Source organism: Selenomonas sp. FOBRC9 (genome assembly GCF_000287655.1).
Taxonomy (GTDB): domain Bacteria; phylum Bacillota; class Negativicutes; order Selenomonadales; family Selenomonadaceae; genus Centipeda; species Centipeda artemidis.
In genome coordinates, this window is sequence record NZ_ALJR01000027.1 from 18173 (window position 1) to 30977 (window position 12805).

The 12805-nt window shown below is 56.9% G+C and carries 16 protein-coding genes; all 16 read right to left on the bottom strand.

What is annotated here, in order from left to right:
* The 16 genes from HMPREF1147_RS06630 to rsmD all read right to left on the bottom strand — a co-directional run bounded on the left by HMPREF1147_RS06630 (position 1) and on the right by rsmD (position 12685).
* Positions 1–1188: an efflux RND transporter periplasmic adaptor subunit gene (locus HMPREF1147_RS06630; RefSeq protein ID WP_009658243.1), complete on the bottom strand. Its 1188-nt coding sequence runs from the start codon at positions 1186–1188 to the stop codon at positions 1–3.
* Between the two features lie 183 nt (positions 1189–1371).
* Positions 1372–2088, bottom strand: coding sequence for a ribonuclease III (gene rnc / locus HMPREF1147_RS06635; RefSeq protein WP_009658248.1), 717 nt, complete (start codon positions 2086–2088; stop codon positions 1372–1374).
* 4 nt (positions 2089–2092) lie between these two features.
* Complete coding sequence (fabF, locus tag HMPREF1147_RS06640) at positions 2093–3337, bottom strand: beta-ketoacyl-ACP synthase II (protein ID WP_009658285.1); 1245 nt, start codon at positions 3335–3337, stop codon at positions 2093–2095.
* 37 nt (positions 3338–3374) lie between these two features.
* Positions 3375–4322: a nitronate monooxygenase family protein gene (locus tag HMPREF1147_RS06645; RefSeq protein WP_009372006.1), complete on the bottom strand. Its 948-nt coding sequence runs from the start codon at positions 4320–4322 to the stop codon at positions 3375–3377.
* A gap of 269 nt (positions 4323–4591) precedes the next feature.
* Positions 4592–4822, bottom strand: coding sequence for an acyl carrier protein (locus HMPREF1147_RS06650; RefSeq protein WP_006689543.1), 231 nt, complete (start codon positions 4820–4822; stop codon positions 4592–4594).
* A gap of 37 nt (positions 4823–4859) precedes the next feature.
* Complete coding sequence (gene fabG / locus HMPREF1147_RS06655; RefSeq protein ID WP_009658284.1) at positions 4860–5603, bottom strand: 3-oxoacyl-[acyl-carrier-protein] reductase; 744 nt, start codon at positions 5601–5603, stop codon at positions 4860–4862.
* A 45-nt stretch (positions 5604–5648) separates the two neighbouring features.
* Positions 5649–6584, bottom strand: coding sequence for an ACP S-malonyltransferase (fabD, locus tag HMPREF1147_RS06660; RefSeq protein ID WP_009658219.1), 936 nt, complete (start codon positions 6582–6584; stop codon positions 5649–5651).
* Between the two features lie 10 nt (positions 6585–6594).
* The gene (gene fabK / locus HMPREF1147_RS06665; RefSeq protein WP_009372010.1) at positions 6595–7542 is read right to left on the bottom strand and encodes an enoyl-[acyl-carrier-protein] reductase FabK; all 948 of its coding nucleotides are present in this window, start codon (positions 7540–7542) and stop codon (positions 6595–6597) included.
* Positions 7542–8546 (bottom strand): beta-ketoacyl-ACP synthase III, encoded by a 1005-nt coding sequence (locus HMPREF1147_RS06670; protein WP_009372011.1) that lies wholly within the window; start codon positions 8544–8546, stop codon positions 7542–7544. Before HMPREF1147_RS06670 ends, fabK begins: the two co-directional genes overlap by 1 nt.
* Entirely contained in the window at positions 8539–9549 is a 1011-nt protein-coding gene (plsX, locus tag HMPREF1147_RS06675; RefSeq protein ID WP_009372012.1) for a phosphate acyltransferase PlsX, read from the bottom strand. Before plsX ends, HMPREF1147_RS06670 begins: the two co-directional genes overlap by 8 nt.
* Positions 9550–9581: 32 nt before the next feature.
* On the bottom strand, positions 9582–10136 hold the full coding sequence (gene fapR, locus HMPREF1147_RS06680) for a transcription factor FapR (protein ID WP_009372013.1): 555 nt from the start codon (positions 10134–10136) through the stop codon (positions 9582–9584).
* 155 nt (positions 10137–10291) lie between these two features.
* Complete coding sequence (rpmF, locus tag HMPREF1147_RS06685; protein WP_009658221.1) at positions 10292–10471, bottom strand: 50S ribosomal protein L32; 180 nt, start codon at positions 10469–10471, stop codon at positions 10292–10294.
* A gap of 15 nt (positions 10472–10486) precedes the next feature.
* A complete protein-coding gene (locus HMPREF1147_RS06690) occupies positions 10487–10987 on the bottom strand; it encodes a DUF177 domain-containing protein (RefSeq protein ID WP_009372015.1) in 501 nt (166 codons plus the stop codon).
* 84 nt (positions 10988–11071) lie between these two features.
* On the bottom strand, positions 11072–11605 hold the full coding sequence (locus HMPREF1147_RS06695) for a hypothetical protein (protein ID WP_009372016.1): 534 nt from the start codon (positions 11603–11605) through the stop codon (positions 11072–11074).
* A 37-nt stretch (positions 11606–11642) separates the two neighbouring features.
* The gene (gene coaD, locus HMPREF1147_RS06700) at positions 11643–12131 is read right to left on the bottom strand and encodes a pantetheine-phosphate adenylyltransferase (protein ID WP_009372017.1); all 489 of its coding nucleotides are present in this window, start codon (positions 12129–12131) and stop codon (positions 11643–11645) included.
* Positions 12128–12685, bottom strand: coding sequence for a 16S rRNA (guanine(966)-N(2))-methyltransferase RsmD (gene rsmD, locus HMPREF1147_RS06705; protein ID WP_009372018.1), 558 nt, complete (start codon positions 12683–12685; stop codon positions 12128–12130). The genes coaD and rsmD overlap by 4 nt, the downstream gene beginning before the upstream one ends.
* Positions 12686–12805: the final 120 nt, after the last annotated feature.

Sequence of the window (12805 nt, forward strand, 5' to 3'; positions counted from 1 at the left end):
TTACTCCGCGGGCGTGAGGGCACGCGTGTTAAAGTCGGAATCATCCCCGTCGATGGAGAAGCCCATCTCGTCCGGCGTCACCATGGTTACGGCAAGATCGCCGCCTTCCTGGAGTGTCGTAAGTCCCTCGACAACAACAATATCGGAGGCATCTATACCGTCCTTGATGACATAGTAGCTGCCGACCTTATCACCAAGTGTCACCGTGCGTGCGGCGGCCTTATTGCCGTCACCGACAACCATGACGAAGGATTTGCCGAGGAGCTGCTGCACTGCACGCTCCGGGACGAGCAGTGCGTTTGGAATGGTATCGCCGATAAGGCTGACACGGGCAAACATGCCCGGAAGAAGGAGTCCGTCGGGGTTGTCAAAGAGAGCCTTGAGCGTCAGCGTGCCCGTGTTCGTGGCGAGTGCGCGATCTGCCGTTGCGATGTGTCCGGTGAGCGGATATTTCGATCCGTTCGAAAGGGTCAGCTGTACGATGACGCCGCCGATACCGCTCTGCTGCGCCGCCTGCTCCACGAAGTTCAGGTATTCGTTCTCCGAGAGGCTAAACTGCGCATAGATGGGGTTCGATGTCCCCATGGAGACGAGCGTTGTCGTCCCTGCCGAGACAAAGGTGCCGACGCCCACATCGTTCACAGAAAGCTGACCCGTCATAGGGGCATAGACAGTCGTATCGTCGAGGTTTTCCTGTGCCTGGCGCAAAAGCGCGGCGTTTGCGGCTGCCGCTGCCTCGTAGGCACTCACCTGCGCACGCTGGGTCGTCAAGGTCTGTTCGGAGATCGCGGCATCGGCATAGAGCTGCTCGTATCGAGAGAGATCCATACGCGCGTTGTTAAGCGTCGCCTCGGACTGCGCGAGCGTCGCCTGCGCCTGAAGCACCGCGCTGCGGTACTGACGGTCATCAATGCGGTAGAGCGGCTGTCCTGCCGTGACGAACTGTCCACCCTGCACATATTTCTCCACGATGTTGCCGGAGACGCGCGACTGGATATTCACCTCGTCCGTCCCGACAATCTGTCCTGCATACACATGCGTGAGCGGTGTATCCTGCTGCAGGACATTCATCGCCTTGACCTGTGTCGCACGCGTACCACTCTGCTGCCCGCCGCCGCACCCTGGCATGAGTGTGCTGCATACGAGCACAGAAATAAGTGCAAGTACGCTTTTCTTAATGCCAAACAAATAAAAAACCTCCTCATTTGTCCCATTCCCTCGGACAATGTTGCTTCTCCGCCAAATATACTCTTTATGAAGAAACGGCAGGTATCCACACGGGACTCCCTGCCATAGCAACTTTATATTATCGAAGCATGTTGGAAAAGTCAAGGAATGAAATCCCACACACCGATAAGTTTAACTGAAATTTTAACTCTGTCCGAGCTTTGAAAGTGCGCGTGCAGCCGCCTGCTGCTCAGCCTTTTTCTTGCTGGGACCCGTTCCCTCTCCGAGTGTTTCTCCGCCGACCAAAACACGGGTCGTAAACCGTTTGTCATGATCCGGCCCGCTCTCTCCGACAAGCTCGTAGGCAACCGACATGTGCCGATCCTTCTGCACGTGCTCCTGCAAGGTAGTTTTATAGTCGCACCGCACCTGTGCGGGCTGCACATTTCCAATCTCCGGTACAAGCTGCGTGCATACATAATCTCGTGCAGATTCCCATCCGCGGTCAAGATAAACGGCGCCAATGACTGCCTCGAATACATTTTCAAGGTTGTTCTGCCGATCGGCACCGCCGCCGCGCAGCTCTCCATGCCCGAGACGCAGATGCCTCCCCAGATGCAGCCGACGCGCAAGCCGCGCAAGCGTATCGCTCTGCACAAGGCTTGCGCGCATCTTGGTCAGCTCCCCCTCGCTGCATTGTGGAAAGTGCTTATATAAATATGTGCTGGAGGCAAGCTCCAGCACAGCATCGCCTAAAAACTCCAGGCGCTCATTATGCGGTATAGAGTCACGCGACTCGTTTGCATAGGATGGATGGGTCAGCGCCTCGTCGAGCAGGGCGATATTGGAAAACGCAACGCCCATATGCGCGGCAAGCCGTTCCAGCTCTGCACGCCGTGCGGGCGATAGTCCTTCCGCCATTGCGCTACTTCTCAAATTTTTTAACGACGAGACATGCATTATGTCCGCCGAAACCAAAGGAATTCGAAATCGCGGCACGAACCGTCTTTGCACGTGCGACGTTCGGCACATAGTCAAGATCCAGCCCCTCGTCCGGCGTTTCGTAATTAATTGTCGGCGGCAGCATGTCGTTTTCAACGGCGAGTACGGTTGCGATCAGCTCTACGCTGCCCGCAGCACCGAGCAGATGTCCGGTCATGGATTTAACGGAGGATACGGAAACATCCTTTGCCGCTGTGCCCCACACCGTTTTAATCGCCTCGGTTTCGCAGAGATCGTTCATATGCGTCGAGGTACCGTGCGCATTAATATAGTCGATATCCTCGGGCTGCATCTCTGCATCCGAGAGGGCAAGACGCATACATTTCGCCTGATATTCGCCCTGCGGTGCCGGACTTGTAATATGGTAACCGTCCGAGTTTGAACCATAGCCGACAAGCTCCGCATAGATATGCGCGCCGCGTGCCTCGGCATGTTCGAGGGTCTCGAGCACGACCAGCCCCGCACCCTCGCCCATGACGAAGCCCGAGCGGTTTTTATCAAACGGGCGGGATGCATGTGCAGGATCGTCGTTATGATCGGTACAGAGCGCCTTCATCGCCGCAAAGCCCGCACTGGCGGCCTCGGAAATCGATGCCTCCGTACCGCCCGCGATCATAATGTCCGCTTCCCCGCGCTGCATCACACGGAACGCATCGCCGATGCAGTTCGCCCCCGTCGCGCATGCCGTCACGACACAAGAGACAGGCCCGTGCAGACCGTAGTTGATGGCAACCTGTCCTGCCGCCATATTGGCAATCATCATTGGAATGAAGAAGGGGCTGACGCGCTCGGGACCTTTGTCGAAAAGCCGCTCATAGGTACTATGCATGGTCTCGATGCCGCCGATGCCCGCACCGACATAGGCGCCGACGCGGTCATGATCCTCTGCGTTGAGGTCAAGCCCCGCATCCGCGATCGCCATGCCTGCCGACACAACGGCGAACTGGGCATAGCGATCCATGCGCTTTGCCTCTTTCTTATCGATATAACCGTCGATACTAAAGTCCTTGACTTCGCCTGCAATCTGCGCAGCGTAGCGCGTCGCATCAAAACGAGTGATCTTATCAATGCCGTTTTTTCCCGCAAGCAAGGCGTCCCAAAAGGCGTCCTTTCCAATGCCGATCGGCGTAATGGGACCAACCCCCGTAACGACAATTCTCTTCTTCAAACCAATCGACTCCTTTCCCGGAGCATCCTCGGACACTCTAGTTCGCTGCCTCGAGCTGTTGTTTCAGCTCTTCAAATATCTCATGAACACTCAAAATCCGGTCGATGCGCGGCATGTATTCGCCTGTAAACACGAGCCCTGTCTCGAGATCCCCCTGCTGTGCACGCGAGAGCGCACGGATAATGCAGAAATGATGATCGCAGTGCTTAAGACACCGATCGCAGACCGTCGGCGGTACGGGTCCCTCCATGATCCGCGCCGAAAACGGTGTGCGAACGGCGCGCCCCGGCAGCCCCACGGGGCTGTGAATAATCACGATGTCATCTTTTTTCGATTTCAAATAGTATCTTTTGAGCGACGGTGCCGCGTTGGACTCCACGCAGGCGGCAAAACGAGAGCCGAGCTGTACGCCGTCGGCGCCCTGTTTATGCAGATCTGCGATATCCTGTCCCGTCAGGACGCCGCCTGCCGCAAAGACGGGAATCTTCACCGCGGCGCGGACATCGGAGATAATGCTGCGGACGGATTGATCCGTTCCAAGATGTCCCCCTGCCTCCTTCCCTTCAACGACAACTGCCGCCGCACCGAGCTTTTCGGCAATCTTTGCCAGTTTTGGCGTAGATACAATCGGCACAATTGGTGTGCCGGATTCCTTGCCAAGCTGGAACATATCGCGGGAAAATCCCGCACCCGCAACAACGAGGTCAATGCCCTCCTCGATCGCAATTTGAACGGCCTCGGAAAAGTCGCTTGCCGCGACCATTTCGTTGATGCCGATAATACCATGTGGGGAAAGTGAGCGCGCAAGCCGGATTTCATACCGCAGTTCCTTGTGTTTCATACCGGAAGCCGCGATGAGTCCGATGCCGCCTTCGTTTGCAACAGCGGCGGCGAGCCGCGCCGTTGTGATGCGAATCGCCATACCGCCCTGAATGATGGGGACGGTGGCAACTTTGCTGCCAATCCTCACCTCGGGTAGTCTCATATAAGCCCTCCAATCGCGTGAGAACACGCCACACAGCGGCGTGCCGCACACGGCGGCTTCGTTCTCTCCGCAAGAAGTTCAATCTCCCCTTCCGTCATATTCGTCCGGTTCCGCCGGGCGGGGATAAATGTATCATAGCGGGACAGTACTGCCCCGGTGTTATGCGAATTCATAGATGCCTTTTGAGAAAAATCCCGTGCGCCTGAGCTGTCACGGGATTTCCCTAAAAGACCGTTTTGTGGGCGGATACCGTCCGCCCGAAAGGCTTCTTATTTGTTCTGATCGATGTAGTTGACGACATCCTGAACAGTTTTAATCTTTTCAGCCGCCTCATCCGGGATCTCTACGTTAAATTCTTCTTCGAACGCCATGATGAGCTCAACGATGTCGAGCGAGTCTGCGCCAAGATCGTCAATGAAGGTGGACTCAAGGGTGACTTCGTCAGCCTCCGAGCCAAGCTGTTCCACGACGATGTCGCGAACCTTGTCAAACGTTGCCATGCAGTATCTCACCTCCTTCAAATGAATTGATTATATGCTACATAACCATGCCGCCGTCTACATTCAGCGTTTGGCCAGTAATATACGATGCCGCGTCACTTACGAGGAAGAGAACGGCATCGGCGACATGCTCAGGTTTTCCGAGCGCACCGAGGGGAATTCCCTCGACGATCTTTTCACGAATATTGTCCTTGAGGACGGCTGTCATGTCTGTCTCGATGAATCCCGGCGCGATCGCGTTGACCGTCACGCCGCGCGGGGCGAGTTCCTTCGCCGCCGCCTTCGTGAACCCGATGACGCCCGCTTTTGCGGCCGCATAATTCGTCTGACCAACGTTGCCGATCTCGCCGACAACGGAGGTAAGGTTCACGATACGTCCGCTGCGCTGCTTCGTCATCAGCTTAGCCGCCGCCTTCGTACAGGCATATACACCCTTGAGGTTGGTATTGATCACAGTGTCAAAGTCCTCATCCTTCATGCGAAGGAGCAAGGTGTCACGTGTGATTCCCGCGTTGTTGACGAGGATATCAAGACCGCCGAATTCCTCATGAACCCGTGCGACCATCTCCGCCGCAGCGACAGCATCCGACACATCCGTTTGGATGAGCATCGCCGTACCGCCGCTTTGCTCAATAGCGGCTTTGACCTCCTCGGCAGCTGCGGTGTTGCCCGCATAGTTGACGGCAATCTTTGCGCCCTCCGCCGCGAGGCGGATTGCAATGGCACGCCCGATGCCGCGGGATGCGCCCGTTATGAGGGCGACTTTCCCACCAAGAATCATGAATGTCCTCCTCCTTGATTCCTTTCGACCGAACTCATTTAATCATTACTTCTTTAGTGTGTCAAGTGTTTTTTGCAGAGAATCGACATTCTCGACGTTCATGCTGACAAGCGATTTGTCGATGCGCTTGTTGAATCCCGCAAGAGTCTTGCCGGGGCCGCACTCAACGTAGGTGTCCGCGCCGAACTCCTTCATAGTCTCAACACAGGCAATCCAGCGCACGGGGTGATCCGCCTGCGCGATTAGATTTTTCTTGATCTCCGCTGCGCTCTGCTGGAGTTTGCCCGTATAGTTCGAGACGACCGGGAATGCCGCGTCGCGGATCTCTACTTTGTCCAGCTCTGCCGCAAGTTTTTGCGCCGCCGGCGCCATGAGTGTCGAATGGAACGGTGCAGAGACCGGAAGAATGACCGCCTTCTTCGCCCCCTGTTCCTTGAGCAGCTCCACTGCCCGTTCAACGCCCCTCACAGTACCCGCGATAACCGTCTGCCCCGGGCAGTTAAAGTTGACCGCCTGTACTGCGCCGGCGCTGCTCGCCTCGGCACATACGGCGACGATGCGCTCGTCGTCAAGCCCGATAACCGCAGCCATCGCGCCCTCGCCGACGGGAACGGCTTCCTGCATATAGGCGCCGCGCTTATGCACAAGCAAAACGGCATCCTGAAACGACATCACGCCCGCGAGAACGAGCGCGCCATATTCGCCGAGGCTGTGTCCACCCGCCACTTCGGGTGCCACTCCCGCTTCGCGCAGCAGCTCTGCGGCGATGACCTCGACGGTCAGGATCGCCGGCTGCGTATGCTCCGTGAGCTGAAGTTTTTCCGCAGGACCTTCAAAGCAGAGTGTACTGATGGAATAGCCGAGCGCTGCATCTGCTTCGGCAAAGCGCTGTTTCGCAAGATCGTAGCGGTCGAACAGATCCTTTCCCATACCGACGACCTGCGCGCCCTGTCCCGGAAAAATAAATGCTAGTTTTCCCATAGTGATCTCCTCACCGATAGACGGCACACGCCCGATCAAAGGCATCCGGCAGACCGCCGACAATGTCCTCGATGATCTGCTTGACCGGCTTGATGTCAGAGAGCATCCCCGAGATCTCGCCGATCATGACGGAGCCGTTGTCCACGTCTCCATCGTGGGTTGCGCGGCGCAGACTTCCTACACCGAGCTGCTCGAGTTCCTCGTGCGAGGCGCCCGCCGCTTCCATTTCCTCATATTTGCGCGAGAGTTTGTTCTGCAAAACGCGCGCGGGATGCCCGAGCGAGCGTCCGGTGACGACAGTCGAACGATCCTTTGCCTTCAGGACGGCTTTCTTGTAATTCGGATGCGCAATACACTCTTCGCTCATCACAAAGCGCGAGCCCATCTGAATCGCCTGTGCGCCGAGCGCAAATGCCGCCGCCATACCGCGGGAATCGGCGATGCCGCCCGCACCGATGACGGGTACATCCACGGCATCCACGACCTGCGGCAAGAGCGCCATAGTCGTGATCTCGCCGATATGTCCGCCGGACTCCGTTCCCTCCGCGATCACGGCATCCACGCCGGTACGCACGAGGCGGCGTGCAAGGGCGACAGAGGCGACCACGGGGATCACCTTCGAGCCGATCTCCTTGAGCGCCGGAACATATTCGCCGGGGTTGCCTGCCCCCGTCGTAATGACGGGCACACGCTCCTCAAGCACGACCTGCATGACTTCCTTCACAAAGGGACTCATGAGCATGACGTTGACGCCAAAGGGGTTCTTCGTCCGATCCTTGACCTTGTGGATCTCACTCCGCAGCGCATCAGGCGGCATGTGTCCCGCCCCAATGAGGCCAAGCCCTCCGGCATTTGAGACGGCAGAGGCAAGCTCAGCTGTGCCGATCCACGCCATACCGCCTTGGAAGATTGGATACTTGATACCAAGCATCCGGCAAACCGGATTGTTTTCAAACATTAATTGTTTTCCTCCTTCGCCCACTTCATAATACACGATGCCCATGTAAGTCCCGCACCGAAACCTGCGAGGGCTATATGATCTCCCTTTTTGAAGCGCTTAGCGTGCGCCGCCTCCGCGAGGGCGACAGGGATGGATGCGGCAGACATATTGCCGTAACGATGAATATTTATAATAACTTTGTCCATCGGCATATGAAGACGCTTCGCCGCCGATTGGATAATACGGATATTCGCTTGGTGCGGTACGAGGAAATCGAGTTCCTCGCGCTGCATCCCCGCCCGTGCAAGGGATGTTTCCACGGTTTTTCCCATGACCTTGGTCGCAAAGCGGAAAACCGCCTTGCCGTCCATGTGGACATAGGTGAGACGCTGTTCGATGGTCTCAGGCGTCACGGGGCACAGGCTGCCGCTCGACGGAATATCGAGCGTGTCGCCGCCCGAGCCGTCACTGCCGAGGTCAAAGGCGCGCACGCCGTAGCCGTCCTCCACGGGGCCAAAGACTGCTGCGCCTGCGCCGTCACCGAACAGGATGCAGGTATTGCGATCCTGCCAGTCGATGACGCGCGAGAGTGTCTCACCGCCAATGACAAGCACATGGCGGTAAATGCCGCTCTCAATGAACTGTGCCGCAATGGAAGATGCGTAGACAAACCCGGAGCATGCCGCCGAGAGATCAAACGCCGCCGCATGCACCGCGCCGAGACGATCCTGCAGGATACAAGCCGTCGCCGGAATGATGCGGTCGGAGGTGAGCGTCGCCATGATGATGAGGTCAAGATCTGCGCCCGTAATCCCGGCATCGGCAAGCGCCATCTCTGCTGCACGCTGTGCGAGCGCCGAGACAGGCTCATCATCCGCTGCGATGCGGCGCTCATGAATCCCTGTGCGCTCAACAATCCATGCATCATTGGTCTGCACCATCTTTTCAAGGTCAAAGTTTGTCAGCACCTTCTCCGGGAGATAATACCCCGTCCCGATGATGCCCGCGCTGATCTTATGCATTCGAACGCTCCTCCTTCGCGAGAGCCTCGCGTATCTGATCGAGCACCTTTCCGTTGACATAGTCTACGGTTGCACCGATCGCGCTCGCAACGGATTTTGCATCGGACGAGCCATGCCCGATGACGCAGCAGCCATCTACGCCGAGCAGCGGCGCCCCGCCGTATTCCCGGACGTCAAGGCGTTTGCCGAGACGCCGCAGGGTCGGCACGAGGAGCAGTGCGCCGAGCTTTGCCATGAGGCCGCCGCTGCGCACTTCTTCCTTGATAAGACCCAAAATCGTCTTTGCAAGCCCCTCTGCAAATTTTAGCACAACATTGCCAACAAATCCATCACAAACGACAACATCAAAGCTGCCTTTCGGTACATCTCGCCCCTCGGCGTTGCCGCAGAAGTGAATATTCCGTTCAGCGGCGAGCAGTTCATAGGTTTCTTTCGCCTGTTCGTTCCCCTTCGTCGCCTCCTCACCGATGTTGAGAAGACCGATGCGGGGCCGGCGCACACCGAACACGTACTGCGCGTAAAAGGAGCCCATGACGGCGCTCTGTACGATATGCTCGGGCTTCGAATCCACATTCGCACCGGAGTCGAGCATGAGCGTGACGCCGTCCGGCGTTGGCATTGGCGTCGCGATGGCGGGGCGGCCGACACCTTTGATCCGCCGCAGGATGAGCTGTGCCGCCGCAACCGCCGCCCCTGTCGAACCTGCCGAGAATACAGCGTCGCATGTTCCGTCCTTTACCAGGCGTGTCGCGACAACGACGGAAGCGTCTTTCTTAGCACGCACAGCCTCCGCCGGGTGTTCGTTCATTCCGATCACCTCGGCGGCATGGACGATGGAAATGTGCAGCGCGTCGATATTCTCTCCATGCAGCTCGGTGCGGATCTTCTCCTCATCGCCGACGAGAAGAATCTCACAGTCGTATTTCTTTGCTGCCTCCAGCGCCCCCCGAACGATTTCCTTCGGGGCAAAATCTCCGCCCATCGCATCGACCGCTATCCGCATCCTGCACTCCCTTCTCCTATGAGAATCCCGCGTTATTTTTCCAATGATACCACAATAAATTTTGCACGAAATACTTCTTTGTCTTCGCGGTACGTCTTGACCCACACAAAGGTCTTGTTTCCGCGTACTTTAACAATCTCCGCACGCGCAATCACCGTATCGCCCTTCCGAATCGGAACTTTATATTTCACATTTGCGACACCCGTCATAGCGACGGGGGCGTCGATGATTGCAAGAGCGAGTGAATTTGCCTGCGAGAAGAGCGCCGTTCCGCGCGCGACATCCAAATCTGCAAAGAGCAGGTCGTCCGTCACCTTGAGCGCCGACGTTCCGCAGCGCCCCAGATCGAGCGAGAGGAGGTCGCCGACAACCTCAGTGTGGGGGATGGCGCGAACCTTCTCGCGTGCGTGCTCGGCGAGCGTACGCACGCGTGCACGAAGCTCCGGTATCCCGAGCTCCGTCCGATCCAGGCGCACCGTCTGCACGCTGACGGCCAGTTTTTTGGCAAGCGCTTCATCCGTTAAAAAAGGTTCTTTGTGCACCGCACTGACCAGTATCTCCTGTCGGCGTCGTTTTTTTTCTGTCAAAACGCAGCCCCTCCTCTCTCATAAATTTAGCACCTGATGCTATCAGTATAAAGGCATTATACTAGGTACTAAAAAGAAAAGCAAGAGGTATCGGGCAAAAAATAAAAAGCCGCCGCAAAAAGCGCATAGGCTTCTTACAGCAGCTTCGTGTGGTCTCATTCAGCAGCCTCGGCCACAGGTTTTCCGTCATAATAGCCGCACTCCAGGCACACATGATGCGGGAGCTTCGGTTCATGACACTGCGGGCACGCGACATAGTTCGGCGCCTCGAGCTTCCAGTTTGCACGGCGACGATCGCGGCGTGCTTTCGATGTTTTTCTCTTTGGTACTGCCACTTTGGATACACCTCCTTAGTCGTTCTTCAGCAGACTCTCTAAAGCCGCCAGTCGAGGATCGGGTACGAACGTATTGCAGCCGCACGCCCCCTCGTTCAGGTTCTGTCCGCAGACCGGACAAAGCCCTTTGCAGTCAGACTTACACAGCTCACGCAGCGGCTCAGCCACAAGGAGGGTATCACGCACGAGGTCGTCGATGACGATCTCGTCGCCCTCAACCACATTCTCCCCGTCCGCTTCTCCCGTAGTCTTCGCATAGTCTTCAGAAAAATCATGCGCAATGTCCCGCACGCCTTCGGTGAGACAGCGGTCACAAACGAACTCCTTCGACGCCGTAATGTGCCCCGCCACACGGAACGTCCGTCCCGTGTTCATCACCGTTCCCGCAACGCAAATATCACCGCGGAACTGAGGTGCGTCTGCCCCCATATCGAGCGAGACAGGGGATGCCGTGAACGCAAATGCGCGGCTTTCACCGAGCGCAAAAGCGGGTGCGGCAACGTCTATTTTCATCATGACGCATGACCTTTCACATTATAGCGATGCTTTTCTGCATTGTCAAGGAGCGTTTTTTATAGTTCCGCACTCCGATTGTTAAAATTACTGCTGTTCTCCCTGCGGCGCATTCATCTGTGCTTTTGCCGTACGCAGCACGTTCATCGCCTGATTCAGCCCCGCTTCCGCCTGCTGCACCCCCTTAAATGTGCTGCCAACGTGTGCGATCAGCTGCTCGAACACCTGATTTGCATAAGCGTCTGCATCACTCTGCAGTCGTGCTGCACTTGCCTGCGTCTGCTCCATCAGTTCGCGCGCCTGTTCCTGCGTTTGCTGTACAATGGCACGCGCCCGCTCCTTCGCCTGGATGACGATCTCGCTCTCCTCTAGGATCTGATTTGCACGCGCCTGCGCGGATTCGACAATATTCTTCGCCTCTTCCTGCGCCGTGCCGAGGATGCTGTCCTTCTCCGCTACGATCTGCGCCGCATTGTTCAGCTCTTTTGGAAGATCCGTGCGCAGTTCTTCCACCAGATGCACGATCTCATCGTCATTGACGAGCGCCTTATCCGTAAAGGGAAAGTGCGAAGCATCCGCTACCAAATCTTCCAGTTTTTTGAGCGTGTCCGTTACTGCCATAAATAAACTCCTTTACCAGTGCGCTGCGGCGCGTGAATCACTGCTTATTTTTTCCATATAGCTTCAAAACTGCCCGCTCGACTGACGGCGGCACAATCCCCTGCACCGGACCGCGGAAACGGATAAGTTCCCGAACGCCCGAGGAACTGACAAAGGTCAGATCCGGGCGGGTCAGTAAAAAGATGGTATCACTCTCCGGCATGAGGTGGCGAATCATCGCCGCATGGTTCTCCTCATACTCAAAGTCCTTGACCGAGCGCAGCCCGCGCACCACAACGCGCGCATTTTCCTGCTGCATGTAGTCTGTGAGAAGTCCCGAGGAAACATCCACGCGGACATTTGGCACATGTGACGTCGCCTCGCGCAAAAATCGAATGCGTTCGTTTACAGGGAAGCAGCCTTCCTTTTGGATATTGTGAAAAATGCAGACGATGAGCTCGTCAAACATCGCTGCTGAACGCTCGATAATATCAATATGCCCTGTTGTTACGGGATCAAAGCTTCCGGCAAATACCGCCCGCCTCATATTGCAGCCTCCCGACGTTCATAAAAACAGATGCGCGCCGCGCCGTAACGCCGCTCCCGTATGAGTGAGAGCGCACCCACATGCTCTGCACATTCCTCTCCTGCCCCCTGCTCAAGAACAAAAAGTCCGTCTGCGGCAAGCAGGACGCCGGAATCCACTGCCCTAAGCACGCGGAGCGCATCGCCCTTCGCATACGGAGGATCGGCAAAAATGAGATCAAAGGTGCGGCCTGCACGTGCAAGCTCTGCAGCATGTCCATAGACATCGCCGCGGCGGAGCTCAACACGCTGCGCGAGCTTCGTCCGCCTGGCATTCTCCACGAGGACATCATGTGTTGCGCGGTCGATCATCACGGCATGCGCCGCGCCGCGCGAGAGTGCTTCAAGGGCGAGCGCCCCCGTCCCCGCAAAGAGATCGAGTACCTGCGCATCCATGACACGGCTTCCCAGCATACTGAACAGTGCCTCGCGCGTGCGATCCGCAGTCGGGCGCGTTGCCTCTCCCGGCGGGGCTTTCAAACGGCATCCGCGCGCGCTGCCGGTAATGATCCGCATTGTATCCCTCCCGGTATCCTACCATAGGTCTTGTTATTTTACCACATTTCCTATCCTTATTTCAACCTGTTGCGCCGCACTCGTTACCCTGTGATGAAAAATTGATGCACATGCATCTTT

Coding starts and splice junctions, on each gene's coding strand:
- fabK (WP_009372010.1), bottom strand. CDS start 7,542: ATGTTTGAAAACAATCCGGTTTGCCGGATGCTTGGTATCAAGTATCCA.
- HMPREF1147_RS06650 (WP_006689543.1), bottom strand. CDS start 4,822: ATGGCAACGTTTGACAAGGTTCGCGACATCGTCGTGGAACAGCTTGGC.
- plsX (WP_009372012.1), bottom strand. CDS start 9,549: ATGCGGATAGCGGTCGATGCGATGGGCGGAGATTTTGCCCCGAAGGAA.
- fabG (WP_009658284.1), bottom strand. CDS start 5,603: ATGATTCTTGGTGGGAAAGTCGCCCTCATAACGGGCGCATCCCGCGGC.
- rnc (WP_009658248.1), bottom strand. CDS start 2,088: ATGGCGGAAGGACTATCGCCCGCACGGCGTGCAGAGCTGGAACGGCTT.
- rsmD (WP_009372018.1), bottom strand. CDS start 12,685: ATGCGGATCATTACCGGCAGCGCGCGCGGATGCCGTTTGAAAGCCCCG.
- HMPREF1147_RS06645 (WP_009372006.1), bottom strand. CDS start 4,322: ATGAGACTACCCGAGGTGAGGATTGGCAGCAAAGTTGCCACCGTCCCC.
- HMPREF1147_RS06695 (WP_009372016.1), bottom strand. CDS start 11,605: ATGGCAGTAACGGACACGCTCAAAAAACTGGAAGATTTGGTAGCGGAT.
- HMPREF1147_RS06690 (WP_009372015.1), bottom strand. CDS start 10,987: ATGATGAAAATAGACGTTGCCGCACCCGCTTTTGCGCTCGGTGAAAGC.
- coaD (WP_009372017.1), bottom strand. CDS start 12,131: ATGAGGCGGGCGGTATTTGCCGGAAGCTTTGATCCCGTAACAACAGGG.
- HMPREF1147_RS06670 (WP_009372011.1), bottom strand. CDS start 8,546: ATGCATAAGATCAGCGCGGGCATCATCGGGACGGGGTATTATCTCCCG.
- fabD (WP_009658219.1), bottom strand. CDS start 6,584: ATGGGAAAACTAGCATTTATTTTTCCGGGACAGGGCGCGCAGGTCGTC.